We start from the raw sequence: 22,584 nt of genomic DNA, 5'->3' as shown, positions 1-22,584 counted from the left end.
CCACAGGCCGTAACATCGCGCGGGTGTCCAGCCCGACCGACGAGACCACCCCGGCCGACCCCGCGCCGGCGTCCCTGGACGCCGGTCAGCGGGTCGCGCCGAGCCGGACCGAACCGCTGGTGGCCGCCGCGAGCAGACCGATCGGCGGGCCGCTGGGCGAGCACGCGGCCGTGGGGCGGCACTGGTTCTGGACACCGCAGCGGGTCGGGCTGGCGCTGGCCGCGCTGGCCCTGATGCTGTGCTGGTTCGGCAAGGCCAGCTGCATCCAGCAGTACGTCGACGACACCGGGCAGACGCAGCTGGACTGGCGCTCCGGGCGGCCCTACGTCGCGATGTGCTACTCCGACATCGTCCCGCTCTACAGCGCCGAACGGCTGGACCAGACGGGCACCTTCCCGTACCGGACGAGCTGGATCGACAACCCGGGCACCCCGAACGCGCACATCCGGTACATGGAGTACCCGGTGCTGACCGGGCTGTTCCAGTGGGTCAACGCGAAGACCACGCAGGGCTGGAAGGCGGTGGCCGACGCCGGCTGGCTTCCCGGCGGCCTGCCGGTGGCGATCTACTTCGACATCACCGCGTTCTGGCTGGCGGTGGCGTGGCTGGTCACGGTGTGGGCGGTCGGGCGGACCGCGAAGCGGAGACCGTGGGACGCGTGCCTGGCCGCGATCTCCCCGCTGGTGCTGGTGCACGCGTTCACCAACTTCGACACCCTGGCCACCGCGTTCGCCGCGACCGGGCTGCTGGCGTGGGCGCGGCGCAAACCCGCGCTCGCCGGCCTGCTGCTCGGCCTGGGTGCGGCCGCCAAGCTGTACCCGCTGTTCCTGCTCGGGCCGCTGCTGATCCTGTGCATCCGGGCCGGGAAGCTGCGGCCGTGGGGCATCACCGCGGGCACCACCGTGGTGACCTGGCTGGCGGTGAACCTGCCGGTCGCGCTGACGCTCAACGCGGGCTGGCAGGAGTTCTTCCGGCTCAACGCGCAACGCGGGATGGACCCGGACTCGATCTACAACGTGATCTCCTACTTCACCGGCTGGGCGGGCTTCGACGGCCCGCTGGCCGCCGGGCAGACGCCGACGTGGCTGAACATCGTCAGCGGCGCGCTGTTCCTGGTGTGCTGCGCCGGGATCGCCTACGTCGGGTTGTCCGCGCCGGTGCGGCCGCGGGTGGCGCAGCTGTGCTTCCTGGTGGTGGCGGCGTTCCTGCTGACCAACAAGGTGTGGAGCCCGCAGTACTCGCTGTGGCTGGTGCCGCTGGCGGTGCTGGCGATCCCGCGCTGGCGGCTGCTGCTGGGCTGGATGCTGCTCGACGCGCTGGTGTGGGTGCCGCGGATGTTCTACTACCTGGGCACCGACCACAAGGGGCTGCCGCCGGACTGGTTCCTCGGGTTCGTCGCGCTGCGGGACCTGGCGGTGCTCGGACTGTGCGTGCTGGTGGTGCGGGAGATCTACCGCCCGGGCGAGGACCTGGTCCGCCTCCCCGGCGACGACGACCCGGTCGGCGGCGTGCTGGACGGGGCCCGCGACGTAGCGGTCGTGCACCGCCGCCGGGCCCGGCACGCGGTGTGAGTCAGCAGCCGCGCGGCACGCCGGCGGTCTGCGGAGTCAGCCGAGCTTCTCCCGCAGGTAGGCGATGTCCTCGGCCTGGCCGTCGGCCGGGGTTTCGACCACCACGGGTGCTCCGGCCGCCGCCGCGACGGCCACCAGTGCTTCCGGGTCGATCGTGCCGTCCCCGTGCACCACGTTCGCGTGGCGGTCGCGGGCGGAGCCGAACTCGTCGCGCGAGTTGTTCAGGTGCACCAGGTCGATGCGGCCGGTGATGGCCCGGACCTTGTCGACCACGTCGTCGAGCTCCCAGCCCGCGGCGTGGGCGTGGCAGGTGTCCAGGCAGAACCCGGCGCCGAACTCGGCCACCTCGTCCCACAACCGCGCCAGCACGTCCAGCTCGCGTGCCATCGCCCCGTCGCCGCCCGCGGTGTTCTCGATCAGGATCGGCACCGCGAACCCGCCGTCGGCTGCCTGCCGTTCGAACAGCTTGCGCCAGTTCGCCAGGCCCTCCGCCACGTCCTGGCCCCGGCCGACGTGCCCGCCGTGCACGATCAGGCCCTTCGCGCCGATCTCCGCCGCGGCCGCCGCGTGCTGGGCGGCCAGCTTGCGCGACGGGATGCGGATGCGGTTGTTCAGCGAGGCGACGTTGACGATGTAGGGGGAGTGGATGAACACCTCGACCCCGGCCGCCTCGATCTCCGCCCTCGGCGGCTGCGGAACCGGTTTCTTCCAGCCCTGCGGGTCGGCCAGGAAGAACTGCACCACGTCGGCCGCGCGCTCCTTGGCGGCCGAGAGCGGGTCGTCGTCGCGGACGTGCGCACCGATCTGCATGAGGCCACGCTACCGGCGGAATCCACCCCGTTCTCCCCAACGGGCCGGACCGTGTGCAGTACCGTGAGCGCGGTCCGTGACACCTGAATGCGAACGCTGGGGGACGCATGCGGAAGACCGCGCGCCGCGCCGCAATCGCCGGGCTCGTGCTGGGCGCGTCGGCCCTGCTCACCGCTCCGGGCGCCGTCGCCGACGAGGCCGATCCCGCGCTGGCCGGCAGCTGCGGGGCGACCCTGCAGAAGGACCCGGGACACGCCCTCACGCTGGACGCGGGCGCGCCGCTGAACCTGCCCGGGGCCCTCACCGCCGGCACCGGATCGGACTCCGCGCCCACCGGCCCGGACCAGCGCGACCCGATGGTGTCGCTGCCGGTCGCCGACCTCCTCAAGGCGCTCGACGTCGGCGACGCCCCGGTGGCCGGCGACGTCGCGACCCACCAGCTCTGCCCGGGCGTGCAGAACACGGCGAACGCGCTGTCCGCGGCCACCCAGAGCCTCCTGTCCGGCGAACGGCTGAGCCCGCCACCGGCGGGCGACCCCGGCCACGAGGTCCCGCCGCCGCCTGCCGGCGGGACGCCGGCACCCGGTACGCCCGCACCCGGCACCGCGGCACCCGGCGGCGCCGGCGGGGTCGTGCCCGTCTCGTTCTTCCCCGGCGGGTTCGTCATCGGCTCGTGGCCGGCAGCGCCGTCGCCGCCGCTGCCGGCGATGGTCCAGCCCGGGATCGTCCCGCCGGCGGCACCCGCGCTCGTCCCACCAGCTGGGACGGAACCACCGCTGGTCACTCAGAACTCGGGAACGGCCGAGGCCATGCCGGAATCCTCCGCGCCCGCCCGGTTGCCGCTGATCATCGCGGTGTTCGCGCTCGCGCTCGTGGCCGCGGCGCTGACCCGGGCCTGGACGCGGCGGGTCTGACGGCCACTTTCCGGCATGCGAGCGTCACACCGGTGCTCTAGCGTCGTTGAACCATGCAGCGATGCACTGGAGGACGCTGATGCAGAGCCGGACACGCAGGACCGCCGCCGCAGGTGCCGCCGCCTTCGTACTGGCCGGATCGGCCGCGCTCGCCCTCCCGGCCACCGCGAGCGCCGAGACCAAGACCGCCCAGTGCGGTGACACCGTCACGGCCGCGCCCGGGGACGTCATCAAGACCCCGCTCGGCCCGAAGACGGTCACCGACGGGCTCACCTCGATCGTGGGCGGCCTGCTCGGCGGGCTGTGCCAGATCACCGTCAAGGTCGTGGACACCGTCGTCGAGCCGCTCCCGGTGGCCGGCCCGCCGGCCGCGAGCGCGGTGAACGGGACCGTCGCCGGCACCACCAACGGCCTCACCAGCGCCGCGAACAAGGCGGGCGGGCTGCTCAGCGGCGGGACGCAGCCGGCCCCGCAGAACCCGCCCAGCGGCGGCGGCAACCAGCAGACCCCGCCCGGCAGCACGCCGGGCCGCACGTCGGGCGGCGCGCAAGCGGTGATCCCCGGCTCGACCAGTCCCGTCCTGTCCGGCGATCCGGCGACGTTCGACCTCCTGCCGTTCGGCACGGGCAGCGCGTACGCCCCGATGCGCAACTACGCGGGCCTGCCGTTCGCGCTGTCGGGTCTGTGGGCACCGTCGCCGGGCATCCGGTACGGCGGTCAGATCCCCGGCTACGCACCCCAGTACGGCGCGCTCGGCCAGCCCGCGCCCTCGAACAAGGCCGTGCAGAACGCCGGGCAGGCGGAGGCGCTGCCCGGCGAGGCCGGGGGCGGCGGCTCCGTAGCGCTACCGATGCTGATCGCCGTCGTCGCCCTGTCGGGTGTCAGCGCCGGTCTGGTACGCACGTGGGTCCTCCGCGGAGCTACCGCTTAGTATCGTTCGGGTCCGCTCGTCGTTAATCCCTTCCAGGGACACGCCTGCGATCACTGGAGGACCGCGCTCGTGCGCAAGACCCGCCTGATGAAGACCACCCGTAGAGCACTGACCGTGACCGCCGTCGCCGCGGCCGTCGCCGGCGGCTCGCTCCTCACCACCGGCACCGCGTCGGCCAGCACCGTGCTTTCGCAGGCGTGCACGGGCAGCGTGGTCGGCGCGCTCAGCGACCAGGTCGCGGTGCAGGGCAAGGACGTCGCCGACCTGGTCAAGGTCGGCGCGCAGGAGCAGGAGTGGTTCCTGCACCTCAACGGGGTGGACCCGCAGAAGATCGCGGACACGATCACCGCGAAGGGCGCGATCACCGTCGGCAAGGTCCCGGCCGACGCGGCCACCGGCGCGATCACGGGTGACGCGGTCGCCTCCGCCGTCGTCACCACGCTGAAGAACGCCGGCGACCCGTACGCCGTCGGCCTCGGCATCGGCGGCGACCAGCAGCAGAAGACGCTCGACGCGATCCAGCGCAAGGTCGCCGGCAACTGCGGGCTGACCACCTACGCGAACAACTACACGCAGCCCGGCCTGCCCGCGGCGCAGCAGCCCGCCCTCGCCACCACAGCGCCCGGCGCGCCCCAGGGCACGACCGTCCCCGGCATCGCGGGCACCGGTTCGGCCACCGCCCCGCCGCGCAACTACGGCAACATCCCGGCGGCCGTGCCCGGCGTGGCCGGCGTCGCGACCCCGCCCGGCGCGCTCTACCCGTCCACCGCGACGCTGCCCGACCAGGCACTGCCGCAGGTCGGCGTGCTCGGCGGCCCGTCCGGCAGCAACGGCGGCCAGGCCGACGTGCGCAACGCGGGCAACGCCAGCGCGATCGGCGGCGATCCGGCGGCGGGCAACGTCCAGCTGCCCATGCTCCTGGCGGTCGTCGCGCTGGCCGGCGTGAGCGCCGCGCTGGTGCGGACGTGGGTGCTGCGCAAACTGTCGTAGCCGCCAAGTAGACTCGGCCGTTGACAAACCCTCCTGCCACGGAAAGCCCGTGGCCGCGAGCCCACAGGAGGTGAGTGGTTGTGTCTCGCCATTACGAGGTAATGGTCATCCTCGACCCCACGCTCGACGAGCGTAAGGTCGCCCCGACCCTGGACACCTTCCTCAACGTGATCCGCACGTCCGGCGGAAGCGTGGAGAAGGTCGACGTGTGGGGCCGTCGCCGGCTCTCCTACGAGATCAAGAAGCACGCCGAGGGCATCTACGCCGTGCTGGACCTCAACAGCGAGCCCGACGCGGTCAAGGAGCTCGACCGGCAGCTGTCGCTGCAGGAGACCGTGCTCCGCACCAAGGTCGTCCGCAAGCCGGTCCCGCGCAAGGCCGCCAAGGCCGCCGCGAAGGCCTGAGGCGTAGCCCATGGCTGGAGACACCGTCATCACAGTGGTCGGCAACCTGACGTCCGACCCGGAGCTGCGGTTCACCCCGTCCGGTGCCGCCGTCGCGAACTTCACGGTGGCGTCCACGCCGCGCACCTTCGACCGCCAGAGCGGTGAGTGGAAGGACGGCGAGGCGCTGTTCCTGCGCTGCAACATCTGGCGGCAGGCGGCGGAGAACGTCGCGGAGAGCCTCACGCGCGGTGCCCGCGTGGTCGTGCAGGGCCGGCTCAAGCAGCGGTCGTTCGAGACCAAGGAAGGCGAGAAGCGGACCGTCGTCGAGCTCGAGGTCGACGAGATCGGCCCGTCGCTGCGCTACGCCACCGCCAAGGTGAACAAGGTCAGCCGCGGCAGCGGTGGCGGCGGCTACAGCGGCGGCGGAGGCGGCGGCTACGGCGGTCCCGGCGGGGGTGCCCCGGCCGACGACCCGTGGGGTTCCGCCCCGCCCGCGGGCGACAGCGGCGGTTTCGCCGACGAGCCCCCCTTCTGATCAACCACTCGTTCTCAGATTCCCAGGAGCATCACCGTGGCCAAGCCACCCATCCGCAAGCCGAAGAAGAAGGTCTGCGTGTTCTGCAAGGCCGAGCAGAAGGGCCACCCGGAACTCATCGACTACAAGGACACCAACCTGCTGCGGAAGTACATCTCCGACCGCGGCAAGATCCGTGCCCGCCGGGTGACCGGCAACTGCAGCCAGCACCAGCGCGACATCGCCACCGCGGTCAAGAACTCCCGCGAGATGGCGCTGCTGCCCTACACCTCGACCGCGCGCTGAGGGGGGACCACATCATGGCGAAGATCATCCTCACCACTGACGTGGCGAACCTCGGCGGCCCCGGCGACATCGTCGAGGTCCGCGACGGCTACGCCCGCAACTTCCTGCTGCCCCGCGGCTACGCCATCGTGGCGTCCAAGGGTGCCGAGAAGAACGTGCAGACCATCCGTCGCGCGCAGGAGTCCCGCCGCATCCGCGACCTCGACCACGCCCGTGAGATCAAGGCCGCGCTGGAGGGCCTGGGCACCGTCGAGCTGACCGCGAAGGCCGCCGAGGGCTCGAAGAAGCTGTTCGGCTCGGTCACCACCGCCGACATCGCCAACGCGATCAAGGCGGCGGGCGGCCCGCTGCTCGACAAGCGCGTCCTGGAGACCGACGGCCACATCAAGACCGTCGGCAAGCACGCGGTGAACGCCCGCCTGCACCCCGAGGTGCAGGCCTCGGTCCGCCTCGAGGTGAAGGCCGGCCAGTAAGGCGCGGAAAGCAGTCGAACCGGGCAGGTTCCCGCAGCGTGCGGGGCCTGCCCGGTTTTTGCTGTTCAGCCCCGGGAACCGGGAGCGCTGCGCTAGCATCCAAGCTGGCGATCAGTGGGAAGAGCGTAGGGGGTTCCTGACGATGACCGGTGAGAAGCCGACCGACCGGCTGACCGAGGTCCCGCCACCGGCGCCGATCATGGTGGGCGGCAACGGCTCGCCCGGCGGCTACCAGTTCTCCCCGGACGAGGTCCGCGGCGTGATCAGCAAGTGGAAGGAACTGCTGACCGACCTGCAGACCGACCTGTCGAACGCCAACACGATCGCCGAGGTCAAGCCGCCGGGGCAGGAGTTCGCCAGCGGCGACTTCGTCCACCGCGCCGCGAAGGTCTCCGGCGAGACCCTGCAGCTGCAGCACCAGCGGATGGTCGACTACGTCAAGAACTACATCAACGCGCTGGAGAAGGCCGCCGGGATCGTCGAGGAGAACGAGGCCGACCAGCACAAGGCCGTGGGCGGGTACAAGGTCGTCTGATGACCACACGCACCACCTGGGTCGGGGCCGCCGCGGTCGCCGCCGCCCTGCTCACGGGCTGCTCGAGCGGGGCCGACACGGGAAACGCCCCGACGAGCACCGCACCCGCGGTCGACCCCGCGCTGCGCGTGCCCGCGCCGCTGCCGGCGGGCCCGATCGTCAGCGACCCCTGCTCGGCGCTGTCCCCGGCGCAGACCGCCGAGATCGGGCTGGCGAGCCCCGGCGAGCTGTACCCGAGCCCGGGCGGACAGGGCTGCCGGTGGCAGTCGCAGGCCCACGACGCCAACAAGATCTTCATCGCACCGCTGGGCGACCAGCAGACGGGCCTCACCGGGGTCTACGCGAACCGCGCGCAGGACGAGTACTTCGAGCCGGTCACCGTCGAGGGCTACCCGGCGGTGTTCGCGGCCAACGCCGACCTGCGCGGCAGCGGCACCTGCGCACTGTGGGTCGGCGTGACCGACCAGCTCGTCGTGAACATCAACTCGAGCATCCTCGACGGGCCCAACGCGACCGACCCGTGCCCCGTCGTGCAGAAGGTCGCGGCAGCGATGGTGCAGCGCCTGAAGGGGGCCGCGTGATGCACACCGACTTCAGATTCGCCGGCAGGAGGGGACGTTCTCATGGGTGACAACGACTACAAGGCCGGGCGGGTGGTGGCCGGCGCCGCGGTCGGCGCCGCCGTCGGTTCGGTGGTGCCGGGTGTGGGCACCGCGATCGGCGCCGGTGTCGGTGCCGTGGTCGGTGGCCTCGCCGGGCTGATGAGCACGCCGGACGCCGAGCACCACGAGGCGAACATCGGCGGCCGCACCATCGACGCGCGCAAGATCTGGGAGCAGATCCACCCCGGTGACGCGAGCTCGCTGACCGCGGGCGCGAACGCGGCGAAGACGCTCAAGGGCGTGCACGAGGACCGCGCGAAGCTGATCCAGCAGATCAACGACATGATGGACAACGCCTGGAAGGGCATGGCCTCCGGTCAGGTCCAGGCCGGCGCGCACCCGCTGGGGATCTGGCTGCAGGACTCGGCCACCAACCTCGGCAAGAGCGAGACCTACCTCAACGACCAGGCCAGCGCCTTCCACACGGTGCACTCCAAGGTCGAGGAGATCCCCGCGCAGGCGCCGGACGGCGGCTTCCTCGACGGCCTCAACCCGTTCTCCGACACCGACGAGCAGATCGAGCAGTACAACCAGCGCGGCAAGGCGAACGTCGACGCGTTCAACAACTACTACCAGGCGAGCATGACCAACGCCGGTGGCATGCCGCAGTACAACGCCTGGCAGGGCAACGTGTTCTCCAACGGCAACCCCGGTGGCGGGTTCCCCGGCGGTGGCGGCGGTGCCGGTGGCGTCCCGGGCGGCGGCGGTGCGGGCGCGTTCAAGCCGGCCGGCACGGGCGACCTCCCGCAGTTCAGCAGCACCACGCCGTCGGCGAACCTGCCGCACACCGCGACGAACGCGGCTTACCCGCCCAACACCGGCGTGGGCTACAACCCGGCGTTCGACTCGACCAGCGCGTCCGGGTACACCCCGCCGTCCACGAGCGGCTTCGGCCCCGGTGGGGGCGGCGGCGGGTTCGGGCCCGGCGGTGGTGGCGGCGGCGGCGGTCTCGGTTCGGGGGCCGGCGGCGTGGGTGCCGCGGGTTTCGGCGGGATGAGCGCGGGCGTCGGCTCGGGTGCGACGGCCGGAACGGGTGCCGGTGGTGCCGGAGCCGGTGGCGCGGGTGCCCGTGGGGCCTCCACGCGCGCGGGCCGGGCGGGCGCGGCCGGGACGCCGGGCATGGGCGGCCGGGGTGGTCACGCCAATGGCGAGGACGACGAGCTGCACGAGAACAAGTACATGGTGGGCGACGACCCGAACGAGCTGTTCGGCACGGATGAGCTGACGGCGCCGCCCGTCATCGGCGAATGAGGCCCGCCGCGATGGTGATGAACCAGCCACTGACGATCACCACGCCGACGCTGCTCAACCTGATCCAGCGCCGGGGCGCCGACCCGCACAACACGCTGGCGTCGATGCCGGTCTGGTACGACGAGACCGCCCAGCGGACCATCGACCAGCAGGTCAACCTCGTGCTCCAGCACCACGGCCTGATGGGGCCGCGGGGGCTGGACCGCGAGTTCGGCGCGATGATCGAGTCGATCGCGCGGCCGAACATCGAGTTCTACGGCTGGTTCGAGGGGACGTTCCCGGACGCTCCGCAGAACTTCTCGCTGTTCGCGGGCAGCGGTGCCGGTGGCGCCTTCGTCCTCTCGCGCTACATCAAGGAGGACGTCGTGGTGATGCGGCCGGAGCGTCCGGACCGGCTGCTGCCGACGTTCGTGGACCAGATCCCGCACGTCTCGCCCGGCGGGAGCAGCCCGCTGGTGGCCTCCAAGAGCGAGGTCTACGGCGGCGGCCGCCGCTCGTCCGGCGAAGAGATGAGCATCATGCGCGGCGGGGGCCGGAGCGTGGCCGAGCCGGGCAAGGAGATCAAGCGCATCCTGGAGGCCCCGCGCGTCGCCGGGGGGAGCCTCTACGCGGCGGCCCGGACGCGGGCCGGCACCCGCAAGCGGTGCGAGCGCGCGCTCAACTTCATCGACACCGCCGAGGGGCGCTGGCTGATGGAGGAGCGGCCGGGCACCGGTGACTCGTTGATCGTGCTCACTCCGGGTACTCCGCAGGCCATCGGCGAGCGACTGCACAACGCCATGCGCGCACTGGTCTGAACCGGCGAACGGGCCACCCGCGCGGCAGAGCGGGTGGCCCGTTCGTTTGCCCGGCCTTCATCCACAGGTCGAGACCCCGTCGATGGCGCGACACGCCGAAGATCGAGTCCGCGGCGACACGCCGAAGTTTCTTCACCAATGTTGTCCACAGGTTACCCACAGGGTTTGACCTGCGCCTTTCCTGGCGGTGCCCCTAGTTGCCCCCAGGTTGTCCACAGCGAACGGCGGACCTGTGACTGGTTCGCGGCGCTCCTCCACAGCCTGTCCACAGAACGGTCCCCAGGCAGGTTTGCCCTGCTCCGTCCGAGCGATCTACCGTGCCGCCGGAGTAGTCGCGCTCAGTCGCCACGACACGGGTGGCGCCGGTGCGTCCGCTCCCCGCACTCCGGCCGGAGATCCGGCATAATCGAACTGGTGTTCGCAGTCTGGGAGGTAACCGCGCGGTGGCGCTGACAGACGACCGTGGTCCGGCTTATCCGTCCGATCCCGGACCGGAGGATCCCGGGGCGCGCTACGGCGAGTTCGACCGTCAGCCGCCCCAGGACATTCCGGCCGAGCAGTCGGTGCTCGGCGGCATGCTGCTGTCCAAGGACGCGATCGCCGACGTCGTCGAGGTGCTCTCGCCCAACGACTTCTACCTGCCCAAGCACCAGGCGGTCTACGACTGCGTCCTCGACCTGTACGCGCGCGGCGAGCCGGCCGACCCGATCACCGTGTCCGCCGAGCTGGAACGCCGCGGTGAGCTCGCCCGCGTCGGCGGCGCGCCGTACCTGCACACGCTGATCGCGACCGTCCCGACGGCGGCCAACGCCGGCTACTACGCGCAGATCGTCGCGGAGAAGGCGATCCTGCGGCGCCTGGTCGAGGCCGGCACGCGGATCGTGCAGTACGGCTACGGCGCCGCGAACGACGGCGGCGACATCAACGAGGTGGTCGACCGGGCGCAGGCCGCGATCTACGACGTCACCGAGCGCCGGGCGAGCGAGGACTACGTCGCGCTGGAGGAACTGCTCCAGCCGACCATGGACGAGATCGACGCGATCGCGTCCCGCGGTGGCGTGTCGCAGGGTGTGCCCACCGGGTTCGCCGACCTCGACGAGGTGACCAACGGCCTGCACGCCGGGCAGATGATCATCGTCGCGGCCCGTCCCGGTGTCGGCAAGTCGACACTGGGCCTGGACTTCGCGCGGTCGTGCTCCATCAAGCACGGCATGAGCAGCGTCATCTTCTCGCTGGAGATGAGCCGCATCGAGATCGTCATGCGCATGCTCTCCGCCGAGGCCCGGATCCGGCTCGCGGACATGCGCAGCGGCCGCATGTCCGACGACGACTGGACGCGGCTCGCCCGGCGGATGAGCGAGATCAGCGAGGCGCCGCTGTTCATCGACGACTCGCCGAACATGACCATGATGGAGATCCGGGCCAAGGCGCGGCGGCTCAAGCAGCGCAACGACCTCAAGCTCGTCGTCGTCGACTACATGCAGCTGATGACCTCGGGCAAGCGGGTCGAGTCGCGGCAGCAGGAGGTGTCGGAGTTCTCGCGTCAGCTCAAGCTGCTGGCCAAGGAACTCGAGGTGCCGGTGGTCGCGATCAGCCAGCTGAACCGTGGTCCGGAACAGCGCACCGACAAGCGCCCGATGCTGTCCGACCTGCGTGAGTCCGGTTCGCTGGAGCAGGACGCCGACATGGTCATCCTGATCAACCGCCCGGACGCGTGGGAGCGGGACGACCCGCGCGCCGGCGAGGCCGACCTGATCCTGGCGAAGCACCGCGCCGGCCCGACCAGCACGATCGTCGTCGCGCACCAGCTGCACTACAGCCGCTTCGCCGACCTCGCCCAGGGCTGACGCCGGGCGGCGCCCGCGTGCTCGGCGCCACGTCGCGCACCCGGTCCCGGATGCCGGCCACGGCGCGCTTGGTTGGATGACCCGCATGATCCGGTACTTCACCGCCCGCGACGGGTGCCGCCTCGCCTACCGCGAGGTGGGCGAGGGGCGGCCGCTGGTGCTGATCCACGGCTACTTCTCCACGTCGCAGGTGAACTGGGTCAGCTACGGGCACGCCGAGCACCTCGCCGGGCTCGGGTTCCGCGTGATCATGCTGGACCTGCGCGGCCACGGGGAGAGCGCGAAGCCGCACGACCCGGCCGCCTACCCGCCGGACGTGCTCGCCGACGACGGGTTCGACCTGCTCGGGCACCTCGGGCTGACCGGCTACGACCTGGGCGGCTATTCCCTCGGCGGCCGGACGACGATCCGCATGCTGGTGCGCGGCGCCCGGCCGCGGCGGGCGGTCGTCGCCGGCATGGGGTTGCACGCCGTCGAACACACCGGCGGCAGCAACGCGCACTTCCGCGAGGTGCTGACCAACCTGGGTTCGTTCGAGCGCGGAACACGGGAGTGGCGGGCGGAGGCGTTCTTCAAGCAGATCGGCGGCGACCGCGAGGCGTTGCTGCACATCCTCGACACGTCCGTCGACACGCCCCGCGTCACGCTGCAACACCTCGAGACGCCGACGCTCGTCGTCGCCGGCATCGACGATCCGCACAACCGCACCGCGCCCGACCTGGCGGAGGCCCTGCCGCACGGGCGCTACGCGACTGTGCCGGGCAACCACCTCAGCGCGGTCGCCCAGCCCGAACTGGGCCAGGCGATCGGCGAGTTCCTCACCTCATAGCCCCGGCGAACCGGGCTGGGCGCCGACAGCTCGCGATCGAACCCGGACGGTGCCAGGTCGGCCGGGCCAACGTCCTGCTCGCGCGGACGCGCGGGGCCGATCCCGGCAGCCCGCAGGCACTCCCCGCACGGGCCACGTCGGGGCGGCGCACACGCACCCGTCCCGCACCGCGCGCGGGGACGGGCCGGCCGTGGTGCGGCGGAAACGCCCATCAGGGCACGGCCAGCCCGGCCCGCCGCAGCGCCTCTTCCACCCGCAGGCGTTCGACGTCGCGTTCCACGCCTTCCGGCAGCTCGTCCAGCCAGTGCCGCAGGTCGAGCGCGGCGCACGCCTGGCCGAGCAGGGCGTCGTAGGCCTGGTTCGTGGCGCGGCGGCGCACCATCGGCGCGTCCGGGGCGAGGTCCGTCAGCGAGCGGTGCACGCGGCGCAGGTCCGCGGCGACGCGTTCGATCGGCGGCCCGGGCGGGGACGGTTCGCTCCGCCGGCGACGGACGGCGGCGACCGCCTCCGGCGTCTTGCTCGCGAGCCAGAACAACACCGGCGGCGTGGCGCAGACGACCAGGTAGATCGCCACGTTGACCACCATGGCTCAGGATAGGCGCCCGCCGCGGGCCCGCGGCCAGTCTGTACCGGTTCCGCGGGCGGGAATATCGCGCGGGCGCCGGGCGTCGGCTACAGTAGTAGTTGAACTTTCAAACATGGAGGCTGCGATGAGTGCGACTCCCGTGCTCTACCTGAGCCACGGCGCGCCGCCGCTCGCCGACGACGCCCTGTGGACCCGTCAGCTCGCCGGCTGGTCGGCCGACCTGCCCAAGCCCAAGGCGATCCTCGTCGTCTCGGCGCACTGGGAAGAGGCTCCGGTGACCGTCGGCGCGACCACCACGGTCCCGCTGGTCTACGACTTCTGGGGCTTCCCGGAGCACTACTACACGGTGACCTACCCCGCGCCGGGCGCGCCCGAACTGGCCGCGAAGGTGCGCAAACTGCTCAACGGACCCGGCACCGAGGTGCACGAGGCGCCCGACCGCGGCCTCGACCACGGCGCCTACGTGCCGCTCGTCGAGATGTACCCGGACGCGGACGTCCCGGTGCTGCAGATGTCCATGCCCACGCTCGACCCGCGCCGGCTGTTCGACCTGGGCCGCAAGCTCAAGCCGCTGCGGGACGAGGGCGTGTTGATCATCGGCAGCGGGTTCTTCACGCACAACCTGTCGGCGATGAGCGTCGGCGTGCACGGCGAACCGCCCTCCTGGTCGACCGAGTTCGACGAGTGGGGCGCGGAGACGTTGCGCGCCAACGACGTCGACGCGCTGCTCGACTTCCGCCGCAAGGCACCGGCCGCGACGCTCGCGCACCCGCGCATCGAGCACTTCGCGCCGCTGTTCGTCACGCTCGGCGCCGGCTCGGACGACGAGAACCCGCGCACGGTGATCGACGGCTACTGGTACGGCATGGCGAAGCGGTCCGTCCAGATCGGCTGAGAAGACGGGAAAACGGGCCCGGGAGCAAGCACCACGCTCCCGGGCCCGTTTCGCGGTCAGGGCATCAGCCCTTGATGTTGATCCCCTTGCCGCTCACCACGTCGGTGATCTGCTGGAAGACGACCGTCGGGGCGTCGCCCAGCTGAGCCGCGGACGGGAGGTCGGCGTTGGGCAGCAGGCCCTCGACGCTCGTCGGCAGGGCCGGCAGCTCCGGCAGGCCCGCACCCGGCAGCGCCGAGCGCTCGGCGCGCGCCGGCAGGGCGGGCAGCTGCGGCAGCGAAGTGGCACCCAGCTCCGGCATCGTGATGGGCAGCTCGATCTGCGCCTCACGGTCGGCGACCTGCACGTCGGTGGCGTTGTGGACCGTCGTGGTGGTCACGGCGATCAGGCCGGCCGGGATGTTGTACACCTGCGCGACGACGCCCACCGGGATCTGCTTGGCGATCCCGGACAGGGCCTTGGCCGGGCCGGACGTGGTGTCCGTGCCGCCCACCTTGCCGGTGGTGGCGTTGTCGGCGACCGCGTGCGCGACACCACCCAGCGAGGCGGCGTTGCCGAACACCTGCGCCACGGCGGCGGCCGGGACGTCGAAGATGTCACCGGACAGGGCGCCACCCTCGCCCGAGGTGGCGATGTCGCCGCCCGAGGTGGCCTCGGTGTCGTTGATGCCGGTGGCGTGCGCGACACCCACCAGGCTCGCGGCGTTGCCGAAGACCTGGGCCACCGGCAGCAGCTGGCCCGCGACCACGTTGCCGGCGATCGAGCCGCCGTCACCGTTGGTCGCGGCGTCGCCGCCCGCGGTCGAGGTGACGTCGTTGGAACCCTCGCCCTTGACGACGCCGCCCCACACCGCGGCGTCCCCGAAGGCGGAGGCCACGGCGCCGACCGGCGCCTCGACGATGTTGCCCGCGACCGAGCCGCCCTCACCGGTGGTGGTCAGGTCGCCGCCCGCGGTCGAGTCGGTGACGTTCTCCGACTCGCCGAAGCCGTTGCCGATCCACGCGCCACCGATGCCGTGCACCTGGGCCGGGAGCGAAACCGGCGCCGCGGCGATGTTGCCCGCGGCGAAGCCCTCCTTGCCGGTCGCCTTGCCGTTGCCGCCTGCGGTGGAGGTGGTGTCGGTCGTGGCCGCGCCGGCACCCTGGCCGATCCACGAGCCACCGATGCCGAACACCTGCACCGGCGCCGAAACCGGCACCTGCACCAGGTTCGCGCTGGCGGCGGCGTTGTCGTCCTGGGTGTTGCCATCGCCACCGGAGGTCACGGTCTTGGTCTCGGAAGCCTCGCCGGCCCCCTGACCGATCCACGAGCCGCCGACGCCGAAGATCTCGGCGGGCAGGGCCACCGGAACCTGCACGGCGTTGCCCGAGCCGGCCGAGTCGTTGCCCAGCGTCCCGGTGTAGCCGCCGGCCTTGACGTCCTTCGTCTCGGTCGCGCTGCCCGAGGCGTTGCCGATCCACGAGCCACCCACGCCGAACACCTCGACGGTGCCCGCGGGCGGGGCCGACACGCTGTTGCCGCCGAGGAAGCTGCCGTTGCCGGAGGTGAAGGTGTCGGAGCCGGCCTCGGCCGCGGTGGTGTTGTCGCAGCCGCTGGCGTGCGCGTTGCCGATCCAGGTGCCCCCGACGCAGAACGCCTCGACCGGGACCGCGACGGGCGCGTCGGCGATGTTGCCCGAACCGGCCGCGTTCTCACCGCTGGTGCTGGTCGTGCCGCCGGACTTGGCGTCGCTGCCCAGGTCCACGCCGCCGCTCTGGCGCGCCGCGCCACCGCCGACGAGCGAGTTGCCGATCCAGGCCGCGGCGTTGCCCGCGACGGTCGCCGGCACCGCGGGCTGCGGCTGCGCGACGTTGCCCGCCAGGAAGGAGTCGTCCCCGTCGGTCTGGATGTAGCTCTGACCACGCGGGCCGGGCGCGGTGTCGCCGGCCTTGGCTGCGGCGTCGTAGGCGCCGGCCGGGACGTCGGCGTCGCCGCCCCACGAGACGGCGTTGCCGGACACCTTGGCGGGCAGGGCAACCGGCACCCCGGCGACGTTGCCCGAGCCCGCGCCCTTCGAGCCGTGCGTCTTGAGCGAGCCGCCGGACTCGGCCTCGCTGGAGCCCGCGAAGTCGGTTTCGGCGTGGCCGAGGAACCAGCCCAGCGCGTTGCCCGACACCTGCACCGGCGTCGCACCCTGCGGGGCGATCACGTTGCCGGCCAGGCCGCCGTTGGTGCCGTCGGTGTCGACGTCGCTGGTGGTCGACGCGGACTGCGTCGCGCTGCCGGTCGTGTGGCCGCTGCCGACGAGGCCGAGCGCGTTGCCCGAGATCTGCACGGGCAGCGCCCAGTCGAGCGCCACGACGTTGCCGGCGAGACCGCCGTGCGAACCGTCGGTGCTGACGTCGGAGTTGTGCTCGTAGTTCTGCTGGGCGTTGGAGTCGACGGTCGCGTCACCCAGCACGCCGAGCGCGTTGCCGCTGATCAGGATGGGCAGGGCCGCGTTGGCCGAGACCTTGTTGCCGTGGAAGGGGTCGCCGTTGTCCTGCACGGACGGAGCGGCGTCCTGCGCGACCGCGGCGCGCTGCGAACCGGGGTGCGTCGCCTGGCCGACCTTCTGGGCGACCCCGCTGGCGGCGTCGGTGGCCTTCGCGACCACGCCGTTGGTGGCACCGAGGGCCGGGGCGGCGGGCTTGAGCGCGCCGGTCTTGGTGACCGGGGCGGAAGCCTTGTTCACCGCGTCGGTGACCGGCTTGGTGCTGATCTCCTTGTGGAACTCGGGGAGGTTGACCTGCTTGCCCAGGGTGCCCAGGGCGTTGTCCTGGATGTCGACCGGCACGCTCAGGTTGACGTCCAGCGGGCCCGCCGGACTGTCCGGGTTGACGTTCTCGTCGGCAGATGCGATGCCGGTACCCAGCATCAGCAAGCCACCCGTGACCAGCGCGGTTTGAATGCCACGCTTTGCCCAGGTCTGCATCGAGGGTTTCTCCTTTTCTTCGGGTTCCCTTGCGGGGCTTGAGGGTCGGTGCGCGAACGGAGCACCGGGGATCGCGGGCAGGGGTGAGGAAGCCCGCGAAGGCTGGAAAAGCGGGGTGCTCTGGATTCGCGCGCGACGCCGGTCCGAAGAAAGGGCACGGCGGAACAGGGCGGCGCTTGGAGCTACCCCGCGCGGAAATCAGTCAGGAGTGACACCGGGCTGCTCGCCCGGCTGAACCGGCGTGTGCCGGAAGGCGAAGCGGACGGCAGTGCGGTCGTCCGTTCCGCGCACGGCCGGGCCGCCGGCGGGAACGCCGAACAGCAGGCCGTCGATGTGACCACCGGTGGTGGTGGCACCACCGGGGAGGGCCGGCACGCCCACGGGCGCGAGCGGGCCGTGCAGCGGCGAGTACGGGGACCCGCCGTGCTGGTCGCCGTGGCGGCTGTCGCCGCCCTTGCCGGAGGGGGACACGCCGGCGGCGTCGTGGCGCACGCCGCCGGCCGTCGCCTTCGCGACCGGGCCGACCACGGCGAGGGCCACGGGCGGGGCCTGCGGCGCGGGCAGCGCGGCCGGCTGATCCGCGCTGTCGCCGGTCAGGCCGGGCAGCTTGATCAGGCTCTTGCCCGACGGGTGCAGGAACTCCCACACCTTCTTGATGCCGGTCACGCCCTGCTGCGGGGCCAGTGCCTGGCCGATCACCTGCGGCGCGTCCTGCGGCTTGCGGCTGATGTGCTCGGCGGTGCCGAGGGTCCGCTCGACCGGGTGCAGCACCGCGTCGCGGGTGAAGGAGTGGACCGTCTGGCGCATGTCCGCCGCGGCCTCCTCGCCCCGGGCCGGGTCGGCCGGGCCGCCGGCCATGCCGTACTTGAGGGCGGTGGCGGTGGCGTTGCCGACGAGGTCCGAGGCGCCCCAGGTGAGGTCGTCGGACGCGGCGACCACGCGGTCGGTGAACGGGGTGGCGTCGTCGTCGCCCGTCTGGACGTCGGCGGGAGCGGGCGCGAGCTGGGCGGCGGAGGCGGTGGCGTCACCGATCAGCCAGGCGGCCGCGGTGCCGAGCACGGCACCGGCGATCACGAGCAGGGCGCGGACGAGCCAGCGCACGGCGGATGCCGTACCCCGTCCCGTGGCCGCGTTCGCCTGCAACACCGTTCTCCTGCCGAGGAAGTTGATCGCGGTTCTCCGCTGGCCCGTGTTCCCTGCCGGGCCCAGTCCGAAACGTATTCACGTCGATACGTACCGCTCGTGCAGTCGAGGTAACCAAAACTTGTGGCGCTCTCGCATCTGCCACGCGACTTGATCGCACGATCGTGTGAAGAACACAGGGTGTGGCCGGCTGTGACGAACCGTGATCGCCGACACAGCGGGCCCGGCGCGCCCGGGACACGAACATCCCGGGCGCGCCAAGGGGAATCAGCCGAGCGCGCCCTGGACGATCGACGGGATCGCCCCGGCCCACGCGGAGCTGACCAGGCCGGCGGCACCGGCGCCCGCCAGCGCGCCGGACTGGTTCCACGCGTTGACGTAGTCGGCACCCGACGGGTGCGCGGGCACCTCCACCGGAGCGGTCAGGCCGCTGTCGTCGCGGACGCCCACGGCCCCCGCCGCCCCCTCGACGATCGACGGGATCGCCCCGGCCCACGCGGAGCTGGCCAGCCCCGCCGCACCAGCACCGAAGCACGCGCCGGACTGGTTCCACGCGTTGACGTAGTCGGCACCGGACGGGTGCGCGGACACCTGCGCCGGGCAGCTCACCCCGGAGGCCTCGGACGCCGACGCGGTCCCGGAGAAGCCCATCGCGAGCATGCCGGCCCCCACCAGCACGGCCGCCGCGGTCGTCTTGCGGAATTTGCTGAACATTTCGTGCACTCCTCGTTCGTTCGGCCGGAAGTTCCACGCACTCCCGTCGCAAATGACGTTAAACGTGGAATGAAAGCGATTTCCAGACCGAGCACCCGGAAGTGTGAAGAAACCGTTTCCGGGCAGCACAAAAGGCCGCTTCACCAGGGGATTTCCTGACCTGAGCAGCTGGGGAAAAGCCGAGAAAACGGCGCCTGAAAGGCGCGGTCAGCGCGTCGGTGAAATCACGCGGGCGAGACCCTCGGAGGCCCGCAGAAAGTCAATTCGAGGAAACGAACCGAGGCACGGCGCACCAGCGTGCGCCCGGCTCCCGCCGTCGTCCGTCGCGTCATGGAGAAGTGCCTCCTCGTCGCGCTGGGTCTTCAACGCGATCACGCCATGTCGATCTTGTGGAAGATTGGCATACCGGCGGAACTTGTGGCGACACGAACACGAGCGTGTGCCCGATCGGGTGACAGGCCACCCGCGGTCCCGGCCCGCGCGCGTTGCGCTGCCGCATTCGCCCGGCTCGATAGGGTGGTCAGGTGAGCGAGCCGCAGCCTCCGAAGTACGGATTCCTCAGCGACGACTCCGTCGTTCCGCGCGGCCTGCGGGTCAGCGCCGCCTTCAGCTGGCGGTTCCTCCTGGTGGCCGCCGCCGCCTACCTGATCCTGCGGCTGCTGGCGTTCCTGTCGGTCGTGGTGATCCCGGTGGCGATCGCGCTGCTGCTCGCGGCGCTGCTCGCCCCGGCGGTCGCGCGGCTGGTCCAGGTGAAGGTGCCGCGCGGGCTGGCGACGGCGATCGTGCTGATCGGCGGGCTCGCGGTCCTCGGCGGGCTGCTCGCCTTCGTGGTGATCAACGTCTCCGACGGCCTGCCCGCCCTGACCAGCCAGGTCAACAACAGCCTCAACCAGATCAAGGACTGGCTGATCAACGACCTGCACCTGAAGCAGGAGCAGATCCAGCAGTTCATCGACAACTCGATCAGCTTCCTGCAGAACAACCAGGCGGCGTTCACCAGCAGCGCGCTCACCACGGCCACGACGGTCGGGGAGATCCTCACCGGTTTCGTGCTGACGCTGTTCGTCACGATCTTCTTCCTGGCCGGTGGCGAGAAGATCTGGAGCTGGCTGATGCTGGGCATCCCGGGTCAGGTCCGGCAGCGCGTCGACGTGGCGGGCCGGCGCGGGTTCGCCTCGCTGGTCGCGTTCGTCCGCGCCACCGCGGCGGTCGCGGTCGTGGACGCCGTCGGTGTCGGCATCGGCCTGGCGATCCTCGGGGTTCCGCTCGCGGTCCCGCTGTCCACGCTGGTGTTCCTCGGCGCCTTCATCCCGATCTTCGGTGCCGTCATCACCGGCGCGGTCGCGGTGCTCGTCGCGCTCGTCACCAAGGGGTTCGTGACCGCGCTGATCGTGCTGGCCATCCTGATCGCGGTGATGCAGCTGGAGAGCCACATCCTCCAGCCGCTGCTGCTCGGCCGGGCGGTCAAGCTGCACCCGCTGGCCGTGGTGCTCGGCATCGCCGCCGGACTCGTCATCTACGGCATCCCGGGCGCGCTGCTGGCGGTGCCGCTGATGTCGATCGTCAACGCCGGGGTGCGCTCGCTGCTGCACGAGACCAATCCGGACCCGGCCGACGTCGACGTGCTGCACGACATCGAGGCCGCCGTGCCCGACGTCGATCCCGCCGAGCGGGACGAGGAACCCGGCGAGTCGTGAGCCGCCGGTTCGGGCCGACCGCGCGCGAACCGGCCACGCCGCTGTGGTGGGGCACGATCGGCCTGCGCGTGCTGACACTGCTGTTCGCGTTCGGTGCGGTGATCGTGCACCGGGCCGACTACGAACGGCCGTGGCTGGCCTGGACCGTGCTCGGCGCGATGACACTGTGGACGGTCGCGACCGCGCTCGTCTACGCGCGGGAAGCGCTGCGGTGGCGGTGGCGCTGGTTCGTCCTGGCCGACGTGGCGGTCACGTGCCTGCTGATGCTCACCTCGCCGTGGATCCTGACCGACGAGCAGAACGCGGCCGTCGCCCCGCTGATCACGACCGTGTGGGTGGCCGGTGCGCCGGTCGCGGCCGGTACCCGGTTCGGCGGGGTCGGCGGGGTGGTCGCGGGGCTGGTGGTCGCGGCGGCGACGGGCGTCGCGCGGGAGGGGTTCACGCTCGACGTCGCCCGCGACGGCGTGCTGCTGGTGGCCAGCGGCCTGCTGATCGGGATGAGCGCGTCGACCGCCCGCAAGTCCGCGGCCGTGCTCGCCGAGGCGCTGCGCACCGAGGCCGCCAACGCCGAGCGCGAGCGCCTGGCCCGCGACATCCACGACAGCGTGCTGCAGGTGCTCGCCCGCGTCCGGCGGCGCGGCGCCGAGCTGGGCGGGGAGGCGGCCGAGCTCGCCGAACTGGCCGGAGAGCAGGAGATCGCTCTGCGCGCCCTGGTGTCCACCGGGCCGGTGCGCCACGTCGCCGGCGAGACCGACCTGCGGGCCGCGCTGCAGCTGCTCGGCTCGTCCAAGGTGCAGGTCGCCGCGCCCGCGGGGGAGGTGGCCCTGCCGTCGCGCACGACCGACGAGCTGGTCGCCGTCGTCCGCGAGGCGCTGTCCAACGTCGACAAGCACGCCGGGCCCGCGGCGAAGGCATGGGTGCTGCTGGAGGACGTCGGCGGCGAGGTCGTCGTGACGGTGCGGGACGACGGGCCGGGCATCCCCGAGGGGCGGCTGGCCGACGCCGAATCCGAGGGCAGGCTGGGGGTGGTCCGGTCGATGCGGGGACGCGTGGCCGACCTCGGTGGCACCATCTCCCTGGACACCGCGCCGGGGCGGGGGACCGAATGGGAGATCCGGGTGCCGAGGACATGATCAGCGTGATGGTCGTCGACGACCACCCCATCTGGCGCGACGGCGTGGCGCGGGACCTGAGCGAGAACGGGTTCGACGTCCGGGCCACCGCGCCGGACGCGGCCGCGGCGGTGCGCATCGCCACCGCGGTGCGGCCGGACGTCGTGCTGATGGACATGAACCTGGGCGGCACCTCCGGTGTGGACGCCACCCGCGCGATCACCACGTCGCTGCCCGACACCCGCGTGCTGGTGCTGTCGGCCAGCGGCGAGCACAGCGACGTGCTGGAGGCGGTGAAAGCGGGGGCATCGGGGTACCTGGTGAAGTCGGCGTCGGTGCAGGAGCTGGTCGAGGCGGTGCGCCGCACCGCGGAGGGCGACCCGGTGTTCACGCCCGGGCTGGCCGGGCTGGTGCTCGGCGAGTACCGGCGGATGGCCGACGCACCGGCCGGCGGGGTGACGCCGCCGCGGCTGACCGAGCGGGAGACCGACGTGCTGCGTCTGGTGGCGAAGGGCCTGACCGCGCGGCAGATCGCCGAGCGGCTCGTGCTGTCGCACCGGACGGTGGAGAACCACGTCCAGTCGACGTTGCGGAAGCTGCAGCTGCACAACCGCGTGGAGCTGGCGCGGTACGCGATCGAGCACGGGCTCGACAAAGATTAGGGGTTT

General features: G+C 72.1%; 23 protein-coding genes. 18 read left to right on the top strand and 5 right to left on the bottom strand.

Annotated elements, in window-relative coordinates:
- The first annotated feature begins 23 nt into the window (after positions 1-23).
- Complete coding sequence (locus tag FB470_RS11400) at positions 24-1,571, top strand: glycosyltransferase family 87 protein (RefSeq protein ID WP_306990909.1); 1,548 nt, start codon at positions 24-26, stop codon at positions 1,569-1,571.
- A gap of 36 nt (positions 1,572-1,607) precedes the next feature.
- Here FB470_RS11400 and FB470_RS11395 read toward each other — a convergent pair whose 3' ends face one another.
- Complete coding sequence (locus tag FB470_RS11395) at positions 1,608-2,381, bottom strand: deoxyribonuclease IV (protein WP_306990907.1); 774 nt, start codon at positions 2,379-2,381, stop codon at positions 1,608-1,610.
- A gap of 107 nt (positions 2,382-2,488) precedes the next feature.
- Here FB470_RS11395 and FB470_RS11390 point away from each other — a divergent pair, with 107 nt between their 5' ends.
- The 13 genes from FB470_RS11390 to FB470_RS11330 all read left to right on the top strand — a co-directional run bounded on the left by FB470_RS11390 (position 2,489) and on the right by FB470_RS11330 (position 12,816).
- Positions 2,489-3,295: a hypothetical protein gene (locus tag FB470_RS11390; RefSeq protein WP_306990905.1), complete on the top strand. Its 807-nt coding sequence runs from the start codon at positions 2,489-2,491 to the stop codon at positions 3,293-3,295.
- 61 nt (positions 3,296-3,356) lie between these two features.
- Positions 3,357-4,226 carry a hypothetical protein gene (locus FB470_RS11385; RefSeq protein WP_306990904.1) on the top strand — a complete coding sequence of 290 codons (870 nt, stop codon included), beginning with the start codon at positions 3,357-3,359 and terminating at the stop codon, positions 4,224-4,226.
- A gap of 69 nt (positions 4,227-4,295) precedes the next feature.
- Positions 4,296-5,216 carry a hypothetical protein gene (locus FB470_RS11380; protein ID WP_306990902.1) on the top strand — a complete coding sequence of 307 codons (921 nt, stop codon included), beginning with the start codon at positions 4,296-4,298 and terminating at the stop codon, positions 5,214-5,216.
- 80 nt (positions 5,217-5,296) lie between these two features.
- The gene (gene rpsF, locus FB470_RS11375; RefSeq protein WP_020423406.1) at positions 5,297-5,620 is read left to right on the top strand and encodes a 30S ribosomal protein S6; all 324 of its coding nucleotides are present in this window, start codon (positions 5,297-5,299) and stop codon (positions 5,618-5,620) included.
- Positions 5,621-5,630: 10 nt separating this feature from the next.
- The gene (locus tag FB470_RS11370; RefSeq protein WP_306990900.1) at positions 5,631-6,137 is read left to right on the top strand and encodes a single-stranded DNA-binding protein; all 507 of its coding nucleotides are present in this window, start codon (positions 5,631-5,633) and stop codon (positions 6,135-6,137) included.
- Between the two features lie 36 nt (positions 6,138-6,173).
- Positions 6,174-6,422: a 30S ribosomal protein S18 gene (rpsR, locus tag FB470_RS11365; RefSeq protein ID WP_020423407.1), complete on the top strand. Its 249-nt coding sequence runs from the start codon at positions 6,174-6,176 to the stop codon at positions 6,420-6,422.
- A gap of 14 nt (positions 6,423-6,436) precedes the next feature.
- Complete coding sequence (gene rplI, locus FB470_RS11360; protein ID WP_306990898.1) at positions 6,437-6,895, top strand: 50S ribosomal protein L9; 459 nt, start codon at positions 6,437-6,439, stop codon at positions 6,893-6,895.
- 142 nt (positions 6,896-7,037) lie between these two features.
- A complete protein-coding gene (locus FB470_RS11355) occupies positions 7,038-7,430 on the top strand; it encodes a hypothetical protein (protein WP_306990897.1) in 393 nt (130 codons plus the stop codon).
- On the top strand, positions 7,430-8,011 hold the full coding sequence (locus FB470_RS11350; protein ID WP_306990895.1) for a DUF3558 domain-containing protein: 582 nt from the start codon (positions 7,430-7,432) through the stop codon (positions 8,009-8,011). The genes FB470_RS11355 and FB470_RS11350 overlap by 1 nt, the downstream gene beginning before the upstream one ends.
- A 42-nt stretch (positions 8,012-8,053) precedes the next feature.
- The gene (locus tag FB470_RS11345; protein WP_306990893.1) at positions 8,054-9,343 is read left to right on the top strand and encodes a hypothetical protein; all 1,290 of its coding nucleotides are present in this window, start codon (positions 8,054-8,056) and stop codon (positions 9,341-9,343) included.
- 17 nt (positions 9,344-9,360) lie between these two features.
- A complete protein-coding gene (locus tag FB470_RS11340) occupies positions 9,361-10,140 on the top strand; it encodes an ESX secretion-associated protein EspG (RefSeq protein ID WP_306990891.1) in 780 nt (259 codons plus the stop codon).
- Positions 10,141-10,583: 443 nt separating this feature from the next.
- Complete coding sequence (gene dnaB / locus FB470_RS11335) at positions 10,584-11,987, top strand: replicative DNA helicase (RefSeq protein WP_306990887.1); 1,404 nt, start codon at positions 10,584-10,586, stop codon at positions 11,985-11,987.
- Between the two features lie 76 nt (positions 11,988-12,063).
- Positions 12,064-12,816, top strand: a complete 753-nt coding sequence (locus tag FB470_RS11330) for an alpha/beta fold hydrolase (RefSeq protein ID WP_306990886.1) — start codon at positions 12,064-12,066, stop codon at positions 12,814-12,816.
- Positions 12,817-13,027: 211 nt separating this feature from the next.
- On the opposite strand, the gene FB470_RS11325 is transcribed toward FB470_RS11330, so the two are convergent.
- Positions 13,028-13,402 carry a hypothetical protein gene (locus FB470_RS11325; RefSeq protein WP_306990884.1) on the bottom strand — a complete coding sequence of 125 codons (375 nt, stop codon included), beginning with the start codon at positions 13,400-13,402 and terminating at the stop codon, positions 13,028-13,030.
- A 124-nt stretch (positions 13,403-13,526) separates the two neighbouring features.
- Between FB470_RS11325 and FB470_RS11320 the strand changes: the two genes are divergently transcribed.
- Positions 13,527-14,297 carry a dioxygenase family protein gene (locus FB470_RS11320; protein WP_306990883.1) on the top strand — a complete coding sequence of 257 codons (771 nt, stop codon included), beginning with the start codon at positions 13,527-13,529 and terminating at the stop codon, positions 14,295-14,297.
- 64 nt (positions 14,298-14,361) lie between these two features.
- On the opposite strand, the gene FB470_RS11315 is transcribed toward FB470_RS11320, so the two are convergent.
- The 3 genes from FB470_RS11315 to FB470_RS11305 form a co-directional block, all read right to left on the bottom strand.
- Positions 14,362-17,250 (bottom strand): beta strand repeat-containing protein, encoded by a 2,889-nt coding sequence (locus FB470_RS11315; protein WP_306990881.1) that lies wholly within the window; start codon positions 17,248-17,250, stop codon positions 14,362-14,364.
- Positions 17,251-17,448: 198 nt separating this feature from the next.
- Positions 17,449-18,351, bottom strand: a complete 903-nt coding sequence (locus FB470_RS11310) for a hypothetical protein (protein ID WP_306990880.1) — start codon at positions 18,349-18,351, stop codon at positions 17,449-17,451.
- A 309-nt stretch (positions 18,352-18,660) separates the two neighbouring features.
- Positions 18,661-19,107, bottom strand: coding sequence for a hypothetical protein (locus tag FB470_RS11305; protein WP_306990878.1), 447 nt, complete (start codon positions 19,105-19,107; stop codon positions 18,661-18,663).
- 524 nt (positions 19,108-19,631) lie between these two features.
- Between FB470_RS11305 and FB470_RS11300 the strand changes: the two genes are divergently transcribed.
- From FB470_RS11300 to FB470_RS11290, 3 genes are read left to right on the top strand one after another with little or no spacing between them, the layout of a single operon-like run.
- The gene (locus FB470_RS11300; RefSeq protein ID WP_306990876.1) at positions 19,632-20,804 is read left to right on the top strand and encodes an AI-2E family transporter; all 1,173 of its coding nucleotides are present in this window, start codon (positions 19,632-19,634) and stop codon (positions 20,802-20,804) included.
- Positions 20,801-21,937, top strand: a complete 1,137-nt coding sequence (gene macS, locus FB470_RS11295; protein ID WP_306990875.1) for a MacS family sensor histidine kinase — start codon at positions 20,801-20,803, stop codon at positions 21,935-21,937. The genes FB470_RS11300 and macS overlap by 4 nt, the downstream gene beginning before the upstream one ends.
- Positions 21,934-22,578: a response regulator gene (locus FB470_RS11290; RefSeq protein WP_306990874.1), complete on the top strand. Its 645-nt coding sequence runs from the start codon at positions 21,934-21,936 to the stop codon at positions 22,576-22,578. Before macS ends, FB470_RS11290 begins: the two co-directional genes overlap by 4 nt.
- Positions 22,579-22,584 lie beyond the last annotated feature (6 nt).

Source organism: Amycolatopsis thermophila, from assembly GCF_030814215.1.
Classification (GTDB): Bacteria; Actinomycetota; Actinomycetes; order Mycobacteriales; family Pseudonocardiaceae; genus Amycolatopsis_E; species Amycolatopsis_E thermophila.
Note: the sequence above shows the minus strand (reverse complement) of the source record. Positions and strands in the feature narration are given on the sequence as shown.